This is a genomic window from Paenibacillus sp. FSL H3-0469, from assembly GCF_038051945.1.
In the GTDB taxonomy this organism is placed as follows: Bacteria; Bacillota; Bacilli; order Paenibacillales; family Paenibacillaceae; genus Paenibacillus_AQ.
The window spans coordinates 3,410,808-3,428,590 of sequence record NZ_CP150302.1; the positions used below are offsets into that span (position 1 = coordinate 3,410,808).

The following is a 17,783-nucleotide window of genomic DNA, read 5'->3' on the forward strand; positions in this document are numbered from 1 at the left end:
TTTAAAATAATTATAATCTAGTATTTATTATGATCACCTCAAGGGGAGTTGTCAATATGTCAGACCCGTTGTAAACGCTCCTTTTTGTGAACAATTCAATTTTAAGCAATTTAAAATAAACGGGCGCACATATTCTGCTGCTCCCTCCATTGTACCGGCTTCTAACGCAGCAGACGCAATCCGTTAAGGATGACGAGAATCGTGCTTCCCTCATGCCCGACCACCCCGAACGGCAGCGCAATCCCCTGCACAAAGTTGCTGATCATCAAGGCGGCAATGACCGTTACGGCAAAAATCATATTCTGCTTCACAATCCGCTGTGTCCGGCGCGCCAGGGCAATCGTTCCGGCAATCTCTTCAATATTGTCATTCATCAGCACCACATCGGCAATCTCCAGGGCAGCCCCGCTGCCCTTCATCCCCATGCCCATGCCAACCGTTGCGGTAGCGAGCGCAGGGGCATCATTCACCCCGTCGCCTACCATGACCACATGGCCGTATTGCTCCCGAAGCGCCTTGACATGCGATACCTTATCTTCCGGCAAAAGTCCCGCGAACACGAGGTCAACGCCGCTCTGTCCCGCAATTACCCGGGCTGTAGCCTCGCGGTCTCCGGTCAGCATCGCTACCTTGATCCCCAGATCATGCAGCTTGCGCACGGCAGCCGCCGCCTGGGGGCGTACGGTGTCCTGCAGGGCAATCATTCCGGCGATGGTCTCTCCGGCAAGGATCAGCGATACCGTTTTCCCTTCCTGTTCCAGACTGCTGCGCAGAGCCTTCCAATGGTCCGTGGCCGCCCCGGCAGCCGACCCTTCCGCTTCATCCAGCAGATTGGACTTGCCGATCCTCCACAGCTGGCCGTCGATGACGCCTTCAATTCCCCAGCCGGTAACCGACTGGCTCTCTTCAATATCCCGCAGTCCGATCTGCTCCGTTTCCGCCAGCGCGACAATGGCCTCTGCCAGCGGATGCCCCGACAGCTTCTCGATGGAGGCACTCACGGCCAGCAGTTCTTCCCGCACATACCCTTCTCCGGCGATGAAGTCCGTGACCTGCGGAATGCCTTCCGTCAGAGTACCCGTTTTGTCAAAAGCAACAACCGAGGTCCGCGCCATATTCTCCAGATGAACCCCGCCTTTGAACAGGATGCCTTTGCGGGCGCTCTTGGAGATAGCCGACAGCATGGCGGGCATGATTGAGGATACCAGCGCACACGGGGACGCCACGACCAGGAAGACCATAGCCTTGTAGAACGTATCGCTCCAGCTCCAGTCCAGCACAAACGGCGGCAAGGTGATCAGCAGAACTGTTGCAGCTACCACTACACGGGCATACACGGATTCAAGCCGTTTAATGAAACGCTGTGAATCCGGCACTTCGTTCTCTGCCTCTTCTACCATGCGGATGATTTTGGCGAACAGCGTATTCTCGGCAGTCTTCGTTACTTCTATATAGAGGGGGCCTTCTCCATTAACGGTACCGGCGAATACTTCACTGCCAACAGTTTTGTCTACAGGAAGCGATTCTCCCGTGATGGAGGCCTGATTCACAGATGATTCCCCCCGGCACACCTTGCCGTCAGCAGGAACCAGTTCACCCGGACGGATCAGCAGCAGATCGCCCAGCATGAGCTGATCAATGGTAACCTCACTCATCGCTCCCTGTTCAATGCGCACGGCGGTAGCAGGCTTGAGGGCCAGCAAAGCGGAGATGTCCTTTTTGCTGCGCTCCATCGTGTAGCTCTCCAGCGCTCCGCTCAGGGCAAAGATGAAGATCAGCATCGCCCCTTCATTCCAGTACCCGATAGAGGCGGCACCCAGCGCTGCGGCAATCATCAGCAGATTAACATCCAGGTCACGCTCCTTGACCAGCGTCTCCACGCCTTCCTTCGCCTTCATCCAGCCGCCTAGTGTATAAGAGATCACGTAGAGAATGACGGATAAAACCTCCGACCAGCCGCTGGTAGCCCAGGCTACCAGCATAATCAGCCCGCTCCCAAGAGCGGCCTGCATTTCGGAGTTGCTGAGCATCGCCAGCGGATCGAAGCGGCGCGGCCCCGGAGTGCGGGGCTGCTGCGCCCCTCCTTGACGCGCTATGGATTTGGGCATTGATTTCGAGGTTGCTTGCATAATAAATCACCTTCCTGAATGGTTTTGGTTAAGCGCACACTTGAGAATGAGAGCCATTATTAACACCCTTAAAATGACACATGCTGCCCCGGCATCGCCGGGACAGCATGTTGAATAGGTATGGTTGTTGAGGATAATGACTGGGATGATGGCATGACTCAAAGTGATGACTAAAAGAAAGACATGCCTGAGAGATAAATGAGAATGATAATCATTGTTGCAACAGAGAAACTATATTTCCTTCATGCAACTTATACCTATACTATACCACGCAAGGCGTAAAAGTAAACCCGGGGGCAAGCCTGATTTTCGGGAAAGAGGGTTGGCCTGGAGAAAGAGTCAGGATTGCTGGGGGCAGATGAAGAGAATTCCGATTAGGGAGGTTATTGAATGTACTTGGGAATTGGTGGAGTTAATGAGGTTGCGATTAATGAGGTTAATAGAAAGATGAATTTGTTTAACGTCATTAACAGTAACTTCTGGTTCACCTGCGAATTCAGGTGTACTTCTGCACCTCATTTCCTCATATCTCTCACTTTAGGCGAATTCAGGTGCACTTCTGCACCTCATTGATCCAGCGGTTCCATGGCGGGTTCCAAGCTGCGTAGTTCCTGGTTGCATCAGCCGGCTGTTCGTTGAACGCCAAAAAAATGTCCCGCACGGGCGTTGCTAGGAGCCGCCTACGGGACACTTTTTATATACTGCTTGTAAACTCTGTATCTAACTTAGTCCCTCTGTCTCTACAGAAAGCCTACCGTTACAGTATGACTTCCACTTTCACGGATTGTTTGTGCGGGTATGGGGGGATGACTGTCCCTTCGAGCCGTTCGCCGTCCACCCGGATTTCTTGAACGCCAGAGCAGACATGGCTGTTGTTCTTCACGGTAATCTCATACTCGCAGCCACGGAACCGGCGGGTGACCGAGAAGCCCTCCCAGGCAGACGGGATGCACGGGTTAATGGACAGTCCGGCCAGCACAGGCTTGATGCCCATAATATACTGCGTAGCGGCTACATACATCCACGCGGCCGTCCCGGTCAGCCACGATACATTCGCCAGACCGAATCTGTCCGACTCCGGCCCGAACAGGTTCGAGGCATAGACATACGGCTCTGCTTTGTAGCGCCAGATTCCGGCCTGCTCCATGGCGATGTTCGGGATCAGCTGGCGGTAATATTTGTACGCCTGGTCCCCTCTGCCCAGCATACACTCCGCAATAATCGCCCAGGTATTGGCGTGGCAGAAGACGGCCCCGTTCTCCCCGGTTCCTTTGTTATAGTTGGTTAACGGATCGGCGGGATCGGGGAAGTTCGTGATGGACGGATGCAGTTTTTTGATGCCCAGCTCTGTATCGAGAATGTCGCGCACACTGTCCATCGCCTTCAGCCCCTTGTCAGCCTCAGCCATCCCGGACAGGGTCGCCCAGGTCTGCGCATTGAGCCAGATCTGGGCCTCCTCATGCTCAGCGGTACCCAGATAACGCCCGTCATCCATCACCGCCCGCCGGAACCATTGCCCGTCCCAGCCCAGCGTGTTCACAAGCGACTTCTGCTCATCGTAGAGCCGGTCATACTCCGCCGCATGCTCCGGGTAGCCGGAGGCCGCCGCCAGATCCTTCATGCGCAGCAGCACGGTCCCGAACTGCATCGCTGTCCAGATGCTCTCTCCCCTGCCCTCACGGCATACGCGGAAAAGCTGGTCATTCCAGTCCGAGCGCAGCATCAGCGGGAAGCCGTTTGGCCCCAGCCGGGAGACGGTGAAGTCCACCGCCCGCTTCAAATGATCATACAGCGGCGCTTCACCGCCATCATAGAACGGGATACTCTCCTGAAGGAACGCCGCGTCCCCGGTCTCAGCCAGAATGTCCCATACGGCAAGCGCCGTCCACAGGTGATCATCCGAATGGATGCTGGTCACCGGGTCCCATCCCTCATTCGGGAAAAAGTAATGATTCACATGCCCGTCCTGATACTGCTGCCCCACAAGCAGGCGTACCTTATCCTTGGCTGCCTCGGGATCGTACGGTACGACCGCCAGAATATCCTGGGCGGTATCCCGGTAGCCTACGCCCCGGAAGGTTCCGGTAGCATAATACGAAATATTGCGCGAGAACAGGAAATTCCGCTGCGCTTGGTACGGATTCCAGGTGTTAAGCATACGCTGTGCATCCTGATCCGGCAGCTCGCAGCTCCAGGCCCCGAGGTAACGCTCCCAGTTCTCCTGAAGCGCCGCGTAGGAACGGGTGACGAAATCCGCCTCCCGCGAATGGCCGATGGCCCGTTCAATCTCGTCCTCGTTCATCGCTGTCCCGAGGAAAAAGTTCACGGTGCGCGTCTCACCGGGCGCAAGTCTTACCCGAACCTGGAGTGCGCCGCAGGGGTCGCCTCCCAGAATCGCCGAGCCAGTGCAGCCCCCCTGCTCAATAGCGGCCGGATTGGATTCGCTGCGGTAGCTGCCGATGAATTCTTCACGGTCTCCGTCATATCCGGCAAGCGGTGCATCGGACATCATATAGACCAGCGGGGTTTCGTCCGGCTTGGGCTGGTTTTCCACCCCGTATTTGTAGATCAGCGCTTCCTTGTCATGGTACTGCACCGACACCTGATGCTTGTTATAGCATTGCCATTGCAGCTCGCGCATGAATTCCATCATCCCAAATTCGGCGTAGGCATACACGTTCAGCTCTTTGACCTCTGCGCTATTGTTCGTCAGCGTCAGATTCCAGATCAGGGAATTCTCATAGGGCCCGACAAAATAAACCGTCTTCGCCGCCAGCTCATCCGCCTGTGCTTCAAAGCGGGTATAGCCCATGCCATGGCTGCTCCGCCATTCCTGCGGCTTCCGGAAGGCCGGCTCATACGTGGGACACCAGTAGCTGCCTGTTCCGGCATCCTGCAAGTAAATATACGGGCCGGAGCGGTCGGTCGGCAGATGGAAGAAACGGTAACGGGTAATCCGCCAGATCTGCGGAGATTTATAGAAAGATAGTCCCCCGCCTGCATGGGACAGCATCGTATGGAAGGTCCCGTTGGATAAATAGTTCAGCCAGGGGGTCGGCATATCATGCCGCTTGAACTCTACCTCCCTCGCCTCATCGTTGAAGGCAAAATACTGGTCCAGCTCATTTGTACGCGCAAGCAGACTGACTCCATTAGGCGGTTCTACAGCCTTGTTACTCTGTGCGTGGGCGGATGGGCCTGCGGGTGGTGCGGATGATGCAGATGCTGCGGATGGTACCGGTTCATTGCCGTTCATATCGGTCTGCTCCTCTCCATTGCTCTTGCTCATTTGGGCTCCACCTCATCCATCGTCAGGCGGAACTCCAGATCATTCATATACGTGCCGTCTGTATTCAGGAACACCATGCCGAAGGCGATATCCTCCTGCGCTCCCCGGACGATGGCGATCAGGCGGTTGATCCCGCTTACCAGCGAAATCTCCTGTTCAGGATTTGCCACCAGCCGTCCATTCATATAGATCTCAAAAGCGCAGGCCGAGTTCACCCGGAGTCTGCCGGTTCTTGTTTTGCCCACTGTCTCCGGCAGATGCACGAAGCAGCTCAGGAACAGAGGGCGTCCATCCGGTGCGGGGATGAGGAAGGTTCCGTCCGGGCGGCGTTCTTTTTTCTTCATCCAGCCATATAGGCCTTCCCCCAGGTTATTCAGGGAGAATTCGGGGTCTGTATAGTAGTCCTTCATCGCCTCGTAGTCGATGTGCGGCGGACAGAACAGCGTCATTGCGGCCTCCACCGCCCACTGCGCATCCTCCTTGTCATGAAGCAGCAGCTCATCGGCGAACGCGCCTCCGAGATTGCCGAGCAGGCGGGTGTAAAGCCTGATGCTTTTGTCGCTGTCCTGGTCCACAAGCAGCTGCGAGCAGAGGATCTCTCCCGCTCCGGCCGCCTGCCGGATCACAAAGGCCCCCGGAGCTGCGGCCTGGCGGCGGTTCAGCTCGACCAACGCCAGCCGGCTGTATTCCGCCGTATGCTGCCCGGCGAAATAGTCCTTCCAGGCTGTGCCTTCCACGCTGGTGCACAGCACCTCCGCGTCCGGCACCTCCAGCCTGCATACGGCCAGCTCCCAGTTGACGACATCCCGGGGCGAGAGATGCACCTTGTCGAAGCCGAACAGGTCGACCGGGCTGATGCCCTGGACGGCGGCGTGCGCATAGTCCGCCGCCATATGATACGTCCCGTGCGGCGCGATGCGCACGGGAGCGTCCAGCAGGCGGGCGAGGGCCTCCTGCCCGCCGGGCTCTGCCGGCAGCACCAGCACGCTGCCGCCGGCCAGGGCCGCCTGGCGCACGGCTTCCGCCGCGCCCGGCCCGCCCAGCAGTTCGGCCTCCACGACGAGGAGGCCGGGGGGCAGGCCGGACAAGCCTGCGGCGCTGTCCAGCATGTGGCCCTTGAGGCGGAGCTTGCTGAGCAAGGCCTCCGCCATTCCGCCGCTGCGGACCCACACCGCAGCGGACCTTGCCGCCGCGGGCACCAGCGCGGCGGCGGGCTCGGCTGCGACGGATCGCGCAGCCGTTGGAACGGCCGCGTGGACCGCGCGGCCCGCATACTGCAGCAGGCTGCGCAACAGCAGCAGTGCCTGGGGAACCCGCTGGAGATGGTCCATAATCTCCAGCTGATTCGCCAGGAACATGCCCGCTCCGCTGCGGTATTCCAGCAGCGGCGACCACAGATCGCCGCCGTCTCCAAAGTCCCCTGCGCTGCATTCCAGCAACAGGGTGAAGTCGCCGGTTACCGGCTTCTCGAAGGCCGCCCGGATGATCGGCAGCGGCCCGTCCTCGCGCAGCTCCTCATGCCAGTACATCAGATCCTCTGCGCCTAATCCCCGGAGCACCGGATGCCCGTAATCCCCGCTATGTGCACGGATGAATTCCCTGCGGTTGAGCGGCAGCCTGCCGGGAGAGAGATGAAGCTGCTCCAGCAGCAGCAGCCGGCCGCCCTGCTGCACGAACCCTCGCAGCCTCCGGTCCAGCGTACCGTCCTTATCCTCCATCTTGCTGCCGACAATCAGCAGAGTCCCGGCCGCAAGCTTCTCTACCGCGTCCGGCTCTGCCCGGACCAGTGCGGGCACCAGCGCGTGAATTGCCTGGAAGTCCCGGTCAGAACCGATGTAAGCTGCGGACAGGGCGATCTCCACCGGCTCGGTCCGGCAGCTCCCGGACACCAAACGGTAGCTTACGTTCAGTTCATGCATCAGCTCGCCGCCATGGAACAGCCGGGCGGACAGCTTGGCTTCCCCTTCGCCTACTGGTGCGCCTACTCTAGCCCCCTCTCCTCCCGCTGGTCCTATTCCTACTCCGGCCCCATCGCTTCCTACAGAACCTTCCCCGGAGACCGCCTCCGGCATCCATTCCAGCCGGATGCTTCTGCGCTGAGCAGGCTCATGACGGAAGCGGAAGGTCTCGCTGTGTACCCTGCGCCCGCCCTGCATGACCTCACATTCGACCGTTACTTCCTGAGCTGACAGTGTATCGTTATAGACATCGAAGCTGCGGGAGACCGGCGCATCATCGAAGAAGCAGCGGTTGTATTCGGCGGCAATCAGCGTGACCGGCTTGAAGGCCGCGGCCATAATGGCAAAAGCCGGATTAGGCCTGTAGACCGGATATTCCTCCGGCAGCAGCCCGTTGTTCAGCGAAAGCGAGTAGGCCGGAATTACGGCAGGCTTGGGACCGGGTGTGGTCAGGTCGGCCTGCGGCAGCTTGATCTCCTGCTCCGGCATCGCCCGCATGAAGTAGTGGACAAAGTTGAAGGTAGAGATACCTGATACGCCCTGCCGCCGTGCATATTCCACGAACAGCCGCTCCTTGATGGCCAGCCCGGCAGCACTTGCGTCCGAATCCTTATATACATCCATTCCCGAGTACATGCTGCTGTTCTGCGGACAGATGTACCACCAGCCGCCATGCTCGCCGAAGGTGAGCGGAACCTGCCGGTCCCACTGCGCGATCGTGCCGTCAATGTTGTAATGGCGGCTCTCCACCTCAGTCTGCTGCTTGGAGACCAGGCGGTTATCCCCTTCCACCATGACCGGGCGGGTGTCATCCAGCGCCTTCATCAGTTCAATCAGGCCGGGGATATGCTGCTTGTAGTGATCGCGTCCGTCCACCCAGCGCATCTCGTTCTGCACACTCCACAGAATGACCGAAGGATGATTCTTGTCCCGCTGCACCAGCCGCTGCACATGCGCGCAGCAATTGCCGATGAAATCGGGATGAGCCGCATCCATGCTTTTGCTGGAGCCGTAGATGGCCGTCTCATCGACAATCAGCACCCCCTCCTCATCGGCAATCCGCAGATAATCTGACGGATACGGCTGCGCATGCAGCCGGATGCTGTTAATGCCCGCTTGCCGGCACATCCGGTACCAGCCCCGGATATAGTCCTCTGTCTGCTGGGCCGCCCCCTGAAAATGCCAGGAGTCCCCCCGCAGATTAACGGGAATCCCGTTCAGCATAAATTGCGGACCCTCGCACCAGAACTCCCGGAAACCGAAGGTCTCGCTCCGGCGGTCCAGAACCACACTATCCGATTGCAGCACAAGCTCCAGCTCATACAGAACAGGGGAATCCGGGCTCCACAGCATAGCCTCCTGCCAGGGCAGGCTGAAGGCCGCTCCGCCCCATTCCCGGCTGCCGGTATTGCTGCATAACTGCCGCCCGGCAACATCCTCCGCAGGGCGGGACGCTACTGCTGCTTCCGCTTCAAGGACGGGCAGCGAACGGGCGGCCGCCAGCGGCTGCGGCCGATTCTGCGGCTCTGCCAGTGCGGACTGGACGACGGAATCCCGCTCGCGAACCTGCAGGAGCACCCGCAGTCCTTCGGGTAAGAGCCCCTCTTCAGTGCTGCTGATCAGAGCGTCCACTTTCAGCCTGCCCTGCCGGACTGAGGTGCGGATCGTAAGATCCTCCAGCGTAACCAGCGGATAAGCCTCCAGGAAGACATCCTGCCAGATGCCCCGGGCGATTCTGCCGAACCAGGAGCCGGAGAGTCCGGTGATTTTTGTCTCCCCGGAGGGGAGCACCGCCGTGTCAAAGCTGCCGCAGACTACATGCAGCTGCTGCTCCCGGCCGGGCTTCACCAGCGCGGTGATATCCAGCCGCAAGGGCAGGAATCCGTCCTCCCAGAGCGCAACCCGCTCGCGGTCCAGATAGATGGCCGCTTTTTGCATAATGCCGTCGAACCGCAGTACGATCCGCTGCCCCAGCATCGTCTCCGGCACCTGGAAGCTGCGGTGGAGTACCCCGGCTTCAGCCTCATTCCATTCCTCGGGGTATCTGTACACATCGAAGGGCTGGAATTGATATTCGGGGACTTCGCCGAATTTGCTGCCCGAAGGCGCAGTATAGCTGTAGCGCCAGCTCGAGGGAACCTGTATTTTGCGGGCCTCGTATTGCAATCTCTCCGGAAGCGCGCGGCTGCGCGGCTGGTCATAAAGCGGCATGAAATCCCACTCACCATTGAGACATATGGATGTACGTAGCATAATCATTCTCCTTTTCCTGTATGGGGGCGGGGGATGGTTAGGACTAGCGCAAGCTTTTTCCAAATGGCCTGATCCGGCTGCACCCCACTCCATTTCCTGAAATGCGGGTCCATCACCTCACCCCAGTTCTCCGGCCGGAGATTCGTGGCAAGCTTCCCGGCGTACGGGGCAGGCTCTACCGTTGCAGGCAGCTCGGAATAAAAAAACAGCAGGTTCTCATGCAGCCCGATGATCCCGTACTTGTCGCCGTCTCCCGGGCGCTCCTCCTGATACTGGTAATGGTGATACACGTAGCTTGCGACCTGCTCCGGCTTCAGCGCCGCCACTCGTCCGTAGGGGGTTCCCGCCGAATGACTGCGCTTCCAATGCTCTGCGGAGACCGGCTGCTGATAATGAAAAATATCCATCATAGGCACCCACAACCGGGGCTGCCCCCCTCCCGGCCATTCCTTAAGAATCTCTGCCGCACCCTGAAATAACTGCTCCGGCTCCACCTCCCGGCTGGTGCACTCATAGTACAGAAACAGCTCCTTGCCATCCTGAAAAATACTAAGCCGTGCAAGGCCCAGCCTGTCCATGTGTTCACTCAGCAGTCCGGTCTGTGCGCCCCAGTACGCTGACGGATTAGCATCCTCCCTGCACTCGGCTCTATATAAACAACGCTGCATCGTGTCCCTCCAACCTTATGTCATCTCCCCCTTTAGAGTAGCGTATCCGGCGGGCCGATTCCTTGACGATCATGCCCTTCTTTAGCATAATAACGACATACGAAAATTCAGCCATAAGCTCATGTGTTGCGGTAGCGGAATCCGGCTTAATCTTAGCGCAGTGCAGACTGCCCGCCGATGGTTGGGGAATAAGGAGAGGCGTGTTCCGGGAGAAAAAAAGAGGCTGATCGAGACCTGCCAACGGCGGCGTTGGGGGCACATATACACTTGACTCATGCGCCAACGGCAGATTTTCAGAAATGTGGTGTATTTATACCCTTCTCCCTCGCTCCCACGGCGGATTTCCGAAAATGTGGTGTATTTATACCCTTCATCCGCGCACCAACGGCCGATTTACGGAAATGTAGTGTATTTATACCCTTCATCCGCTCACCAACGGCGGATTTCCGAAAATGTGGTGTATTTATACCCTTCATTCGCTCACCAGGGCCAATTTACGGAAATGTGGTGTATTTATACCCTTCATCCGCGCTCCGATGAGAGGATTGAGGGGGTGGAAGGATTGGAGGGATTGGCGAAATAGCCGAATGTAGTGTATTTACAGCAGCGCCTGCGCAGCAGCAAGCACGCGAACAAGACGGCCAGGTTCCCCGGCCGTCTTGCTACACACCTATCAGCTCGTAATCGCTGGGCCCCCCGCTAATGCCACGCGCCCATGAGCCTAATCCTTCCCAACACCATCCCCATCCCCCTCAAGATCACCACCATTCAGGGGACTGCCCTGGGCTTTGCGGTATTCGCCCGGCGTGATGCCTTCAAGCTTCTTGAAGACGCGGATGAAGGACATGGGGTACAAATACCCCACACGCTCCGCAATGCTCTGCACCGGATCGGAGGTCCCGGTCAGCAGGCGCTTGGCCTCCTCCATCCGCAGGCGGGCCAGATAATCGACGAAGTTCTCGCCGATCTCCTCCTTGAAGATCCGGCTTACCGTCTTGGTATTCATGGCGAAGCTGTCAGCGACATGGGTCAGGGAGAAGTCGGGATCAGCGTAATTGCAGCCGATGTATTCGCGTACCTTATTGGCGAGCGTGTACTGCTCACGGTTCATCCGCAGACTGCGCAGCGCCTCCTCCATCTCTTCCAGCGAAGAGACCAGCTCCCCGTGCAGCTCCTCAATCCATTCAAAAGACTCCGGCGATTGCGGAATTCCCCGCAGCCGCCCGTTGTTCCAGATTCCCCGCATCTCCGGCGGCAGCTCCTGCATCTCCCGGGCCAGCCCGGTCTCCAGCAGCCTCAGCAGCCGGACGATATCCTCCTTGGAGTAGTTGCCGCCTGCCAGCAATTCAAAGATCCGCTCGATCAGCGGCTTCCACTCCGCGTTCCCCAGCCGGTACAGCTGGGGAACGGCGCCGATGGCCTGGACCAGCACATCCATGCCTTCTGCCGGAGGCAGCGGTCTTCCGGCTGGCGCCGCATAGACGCGGCCGGGACCGCCGGTGATTTTGCGCTCCAGCGCCCCCAGGGCCTTGCGGTACGCATCCGATAATCCGCTGAGACCCGCTACAGGTCCGCTGAGGCCGAAGGTTGCCGTGAATTTGAGATGCTGCTTCACCCAGGAGCAGGCACTCTCGGCAATCATTAGGGCCTTCTCCGCTGCACCATCGGCGTTCTCCCCACCGGCAGAACGGCGGAACAGCAGACCCAGACGACCAGGTCCGATCCACTCTGTCCAGAGAGCTTCCCCTTCCTTCTCGGCGATCTCCTGAATCACACTGCGAAGCGTGAATTTGAATAAGGCCTGGTCCCGGGCAGAGTAGCCTGCAGCAAAAGCCTCATAGAAATCAATCTCGGCAATTCCCACAACCGCGCCGGCAAATTCACCGGTCATTCCAATCCGCTCCGCTTCCCGGCTCCATACTTCCGCCGACTCCTGCCCGCTATTCTCCAGCAGTTCCTTGAACAATTGATTCCGCCTGTGCAGGATGCCTTCCGCCTGCTGCTTCTCATAGCTGTTGGTCTGTTCAATAAGACTCTCCAGCGCATGGCCGATGAAAGAGAATTCATCATCCTCCTTGCTCTGCGGCTTCCAGCCGAAGGAACGGTCCTCTCCGAACCTGTAGATCCGGCTCATGACCTGCTCAATCGGACGGTAATTCCGGTGGCTGATATAGGTCATGGCCGCAATCCCGCCAACGACTGCAGCGAAGCCCAGGACCGCCCAGACATTGGAGAAGGCCGACAGCAGCGAGAAGGCCTCTGCCCGCGCCATTCCCACCTGGATCGACCATCCGGTATAGGAGGAGCTGCGGCTGACCGCCTGCTTCTGAAGCTGCGGGTCAGAACAGGTATCCGCACCGGCAAAGGCACGCCCTCCGGCATCTTTTAGGCAGATTTCCGTATTCGCCATATTCATATCCTGAATCAGTGCCTGCAGAGATTCCTTGCGCACGTTGATGACGATCATCCCCTGCTCGCCGGAGAAGTAAGGCACCTGCTCCACAAGTGAAATGACTGATTTCGGCCGATCCTCCCCGGAGAAAAGCTGCAAGTCACGGATGCCGCTCCAGACATAGCCGCCGGTATTTCCCGTCGCCGTCTCAATAAAGCTGCGGTCCCCAAAGTCCGGCAGGCGGGATGCGAAATGCTGCATCAGCACTTTGCCGTCAGACGCACGGTATAAATAGACCGAATCAATCATCGGCAGCGGCGACATGAAATCCAGCAGCACCTCCGTTACCCTGTAATCCTGATAAGGGTCAAGCTTCCCCGGCCGGTCAAAATAACTGCCAACCTTCTCATCCAGCAGCAGGCTTTTGATCGTTGTTGTCTCCAGGTTGCGCAAGGTGGTATCCACGATCTGCAGCACATTCTCTGCGTACACGCCGTTCGCCTTGGCTGTCTGTCTCTCCATCGCTTCATTTAAGGTCAGGAAGAACAGGATAATCAGGCAGAATACCACGGCAAACAGGATCGGCAGGTAGGAAAGAATCAGTCGGTACAGCCATTTCTTATGCATCGGTGTCATCCCCTGTAAGTCCAGATGTTGGCTATCATCGCTTAATAATATCGGCTACGGGGCCGGATTGGGAAGCATCGTCTGTCAGTACCCCAGTTCTGTGCTCGCATTGCGGGAGACCAGCCCGAAGTACCCCGCTTCACCGATGGCTCCTGCGGCGGTGTCCAGATAATTAAAGATCTGCACCCCGTTAACCTTGAGGATCAGCCGTACACCCCCGGATTCTTGAAAAGCACCCAGCTGAACGCGGCTCTGCACCCCGAAGGTGATCGCCGTATTCGGAATCGCCGGCCCGCCAAGGCTGGTCAGGCCGTCAATCTTGCCATAGATCACGGTGCGTACCCCTTCGTTGAAGCGGTGCAGCTCAATCCCCGATGTCCCTATGACCACCAGATACATGCTGCCGGTGCTATAGCTTAGCTCCTTGCTCTGGTTATTGAGCATCAGGGCGTACCAGTTGGAGGAGGCCGCGCTGTCATTGATCTTCATTTTGAAATCCAGCAGCTCATTCTGATACTTGCGGTTCTGGTAGATGACATGCCCTCCGGGGGCCCTCAGCGTAAGGCTGTCTTGCCAGGTCTCCTTCAGCCCGTTCGCGGTTGCCGATACGTACCAGCCATCCGGGTCCTGCAGCTCTGCCGTCAGGGGATGTTCGTATTGGCTGGCCTCATCCCATACCTTAACCTCATATTGCCCCTGGGTCACGGTGCCCAGATATTCGGCCGATAACGTGAGGGTAGCCGAGCCGGTCTGATGCCCCGTCAACAGGCCGCCCCCGCTGACGCTGACGATGGAAGGATCGCTGCTCGTATAGGTGACTTCCTCCAGCTCCTCGCAGTTGCCGAACAGCGTCTCGCCGTAAGGCTGCAATTGCAGGTCTGTGCCTTCACGGATATACGCCACATTGCCGTCATGCCCCTCCAGGCGGACTGTGGCTAAGGTATCGCCCACAAATACATCTGTTGTGATGGTCCGCAGAATGGAGCCGTTAATGATGTTCACGATAAGCTTCGTCTGTCCCTGGCTGATTCCGGTGACCACACCCCCGCTACTCACCGAGGCTACAGCCGGATCAAGAATGCCGTAATAGAAGGTGCTGGTTTCCTTGCCCAGCGGCTGGTCTTTGCCATCCATGGCATGGATTGAGACCTGTCCGCTGCCACCCGCGGCCAGCTTAAGCGGATCAAGCTTCCAGCGGCGGACCTGACCGTCTGCTGCAGAGGCATATTCCGGCTGAAGCCCGGCCTGATCAATGATCGAGCGTGCCGCCTGAGGCCACTGTGCATCCGGCTGGACCGTATTGTTCTCGAACAGAACATTGCGCCCGTTGTTGGTATAGCCGTCCGTCGTTGTATAATTGTTCACGAAATCCACATCATGGATGGTCGGCACATACGCCATCGCCCAGCGGAACGCTGAATGCCATAGCGGAGCATCCTTCAGGTCGATCACATTGTGCTCAAATTTCCAGTAGGCGGAGCCTTCATCCGTGTACAGGGCAGAATTGCCGTCCATCTGGTTGCGGATGTAGTTGCCGCTGACCAGATTTTTGTCCTCTGCGGTGGCTCCGGTAGGTCCGAGACTGTAGATGGCGCCTCCGTCACGCAAGCCCATTCCCATGAGGTCATAGATCAGGTTATCCTGAATCTTCACGTTCCGGGTAGCGGCGTCGAACAGCTTATCCCAGCCATACCCGATATGGGTTCCGCTGTAAGGCAGATTGTACATTTCATTATGACTGATATCCATGTCTATCGGATACCCGGCAGATACGGCGGAAGCCGATTTGTAGTCAATCCCGATGTCGTGGATCACGTTGTTCAGCACATCATTATTCTTCATCAGCAGCCTGTGGTCTGCCGGATGATAGATATTCCGGTCGGAGGAATTCGGCTGTCCCACGTTCAGCGCACTGCCTGAAATGTCATAGAAGCGGTTGCCTTCCATCCGGCTGTTCTGTACACCGTTCTGCATCCGTACGGCCGTAATGCCCAGCTTGGTGAATTCATTGTTGCGGAAATTCACCGTATTGGCCAGCTCCAGCATCACCGCCGCATCGGTCAGCTCATCGGGGATCGACGGATAACGCAGATGGTTGTTCTGGGAATCGGAGTGTCCCGCTGCCGTACTCGGCCGGTTCCAGGTGGTATACATGAATTTCAGGCCTTCAAAATTCAGATTGCGCACCGGCTCGTCAGCCGAGCTGCCATAGACTGTGGCAAGCTGTTCCAGTACAGGAACCACAACCTTGGCCGTGGACAGATTCTCCCAGGCACGCGGTTTGTAATACAGCATACCTTCATTCCGGTTATAGTACCATTCCCCGGCCTCATCCAGCAGCTCCATAGCATTCTCATAATAGACAGGTACAGTCGCCGAGGTTAATCCCCGGTTAAAGACCGCGCTCCGGCCCGGCTCCTGCAGGACGATCTGTGCTTTGCCGCCTGAAGCGGTTACCGACCCTACCTTAATCCGGGAATTCGTCCACAGCTCATTGAAGACCAGCTCTATATCGGACGTATTGTTCCACCCGGCAAGCTCCGTATTATCCGAGGTATAGCCGGTTGCCGTCTTCAGCGGATTCACGAGTCCCGCAGTGCTCCGGGCCCGGACTGCCCGGATGCCATCTACGAACAGCTGCCTTGTCTGAAGGCCGGTTCCGACATCCGCCCGGTAGATGCCCTTGGCGCTGTCGAACACCGTCCAGCCTGTGACGGACCGCCCGCCGCTGATGGCTGCCTGCTCCCCGGGGTAGCTGCGGTAAGTGACAAAATAGCCGTTCGTCCCCGAATCCTCCGGTGTGAATTCCAGCGGCTCCGTCAGCGTATACATCCCTTCCCTCAGATTGACAACAATGTCGGCGTCCATATCCTCATTCAACAGGCGTACCGCCTGCTGGGCACGGGCAATCGTCCGGAAAGGCGCCGCTTCGGTACCATTATTGCTGTCGTTCCCGCCAGGAGCGACATACAGCTCTTGACCTGTCGTTCTTCCGGTGACGGTGACTTCCGTCTCCGCGCGGACGCTTCCGGTCTCATCCGTGACGAACACTTCAGTCGTTCCGGCGCTTACCCCCGTCAGCTCTCCATAGCGGTCAATCACGGCAATGCTCTCGTCCTCTGTTCCCCACCGGATGCCTGTATCCGTGTTGTCTTCCGGTGATACTGTTGCCTGTAACACCACACGGGAGCCTACAGGAACCGCCCGCTGAAGCGGAGCGAGTACAATATCCGTGATCGGATCTTCGTAGACGGCTACCGTAGCGGTTACCGCCGGAAGCGCCTCGTTCGGCTGTGCCGTAACGGTCGTCACCCCCTCGCGGATACCAGTAACCAGACCGTTGGCGTCCACCGTTGCCACCTCTGCGCTGCCGGTGGACCAGGCTGCCGTCTGATCCGTAGCATCTGCAGGTGTGAACTGGAGCGGCAAGGACAGCTTCTCCCCTCTTCGCAGCCCGTAAGACTGCTGGGAGAAGGCTGCACTTACCGCCTGTTTGTATCCGCTTACAATAAAATCGTCAAAACCTATCTTGCCGATGCTGTCCTTATAAAAACCCATGTAGAATAAGGATAACGCTCCTCCCTCGGCCATGGGCTCCTTCGTCAGCAGACGATTGCCGTCAATGGACAGATCGAAGTTGTAGCTGCCGCTGTCGAAGGCCACCCGTACGTCATACCACACCCCTGCCGATATTGGCATTACAGAGGTCCATGATCCGGCACCTTTTTTCATATAACTGAACGCACCATTATTAATGGCGAACTTCACCAGCGTGACAGAGCCGCTCTGCGGGGTGGGCAGGTAGATCACCGCTCCGGTCTGCTCCGCTCTGAACGAATAGCTTAACAGGCTTCTGTACGTAACATCCGTAACGGATCTGCTTATAATATAGCTGCCCGCTGTTTTGGCTGCCTGCTGAATCTCCAGCAGCTTGCCAGCGTAGCCTTCCCAGGTCTGTACGGCAACGCTCACCCCCTGCGGCGGCGTCTTGATGGTCCAGCCGGCCGGCTTCGTGCCGGGGCTATACGACTCGAACGTCTCATCCAGCTTATAGGTGCTGTCTGCCCGGGCCACCGAACCAGGATTTGCCGGGAGAAGACCTGTCAGCAGCAGCATAATGATAGCGCATACAAAGAACGGTTTCCGATTGGATTGTCTCATAATAGCCACCTTTCCGTATGGAAGCATGTATAGTGTTCCGGTTGAGCATCCGAACTTAAGCAGTGAATTCATTCCATAGATGCAGCCCATAGATACGGAAATTAAGTGGAAACGGCCTTGCCGTCCTTTTAGGGGCGGCACCGTTTCAGCGATAAATGCGGCCTCTATGGAACTGCGTTCGACGCGAACATTTAGCGATAGTTGTATTTTGTACATTTAAAAACCGTGAAACGGAAGGATTTCGTCTTCTAACTGCATTCTGTACAACTAAATTCACCCAAATGGGTGAGAAGCGGGGTATAGGGG

6 protein-coding genes are annotated in these 17,783 nt (G+C 57.7%); all 6 read right to left on the minus strand.

Annotation, left to right across the window (positions count from 1 at the left end; translation table 11 throughout):
* Positions 1-161: 161 nt before the first annotated feature.
* On the minus strand, positions 162-2,129 hold the full coding sequence (locus NSS83_RS14810; RefSeq protein ID WP_341183875.1) for a heavy metal translocating P-type ATPase: 1,968 nt from the start codon (positions 2,127-2,129) through the stop codon (positions 162-164).
* Between the two features lie 757 nt (positions 2,130-2,886).
* On the minus strand, positions 2,887-5,418 hold the full coding sequence (locus NSS83_RS14815) for a glycosyl hydrolase family 65 protein (protein ID WP_341183874.1): 2,532 nt from the start codon (positions 5,416-5,418) through the stop codon (positions 2,887-2,889).
* On the minus strand, positions 5,415-9,629 hold the full coding sequence (locus NSS83_RS14820) for a glycoside hydrolase family 2 TIM barrel-domain containing protein (RefSeq protein ID WP_341348502.1): 4,215 nt from the start codon (positions 9,627-9,629) through the stop codon (positions 5,415-5,417). Before NSS83_RS14820 ends, NSS83_RS14815 begins: the two co-directional genes overlap by 4 nt.
* A gap of 2 nt (positions 9,630-9,631) precedes the next feature.
* A complete protein-coding gene (locus tag NSS83_RS14825) occupies positions 9,632-10,297 on the minus strand; it encodes a hypothetical protein (RefSeq protein WP_341348503.1) in 666 nt (221 codons plus the stop codon).
* 721 nt (positions 10,298-11,018) lie between these two features.
* Positions 11,019-13,316 (minus strand): helix-turn-helix domain-containing protein, encoded by a 2,298-nt coding sequence (locus NSS83_RS14830; protein ID WP_341183871.1) that lies wholly within the window; start codon positions 13,314-13,316, stop codon positions 11,019-11,021.
* 84 nt (positions 13,317-13,400) lie between these two features.
* Positions 13,401-17,477, minus strand: a complete 4,077-nt coding sequence (locus tag NSS83_RS14835; RefSeq protein ID WP_341348504.1) for an Ig-like domain-containing protein — start codon at positions 17,475-17,477, stop codon at positions 13,401-13,403.
* Positions 17,478-17,783: the final 306 nt, after the last annotated feature.

Coding starts and splice junctions, on each gene's coding strand:
- NSS83_RS14810 (WP_341183875.1), bottom strand. CDS start 2,129: ATGCAAGCAACCTCGAAATCAATGCCCAAATCCATAGCGCGTCAAGGA.
- NSS83_RS14815 (WP_341183874.1), bottom strand. CDS start 5,418: ATGAGCAAGAGCAATGGAGAGGAGCAGACCGATATGAACGGCAATGAA.
- NSS83_RS14820 (WP_341348502.1), bottom strand. CDS start 9,629: ATGCTACGTACATCCATATGTCTCAATGGTGAGTGGGATTTCATGCCG.
- NSS83_RS14825 (WP_341348503.1), bottom strand. CDS start 10,297: ATGCAGCGTTGTTTATATAGAGCCGAGTGCAGGGAGGATGCTAATCCG.
- NSS83_RS14830 (WP_341183871.1), bottom strand. CDS start 13,316: ATGCATAAGAAATGGCTGTACCGACTGATTCTTTCCTACCTGCCGATC.
- NSS83_RS14835 (WP_341348504.1), bottom strand. CDS start 17,477: ATGAGACAATCCAATCGGAAACCGTTCTTTGTATGCGCTATCATTATG.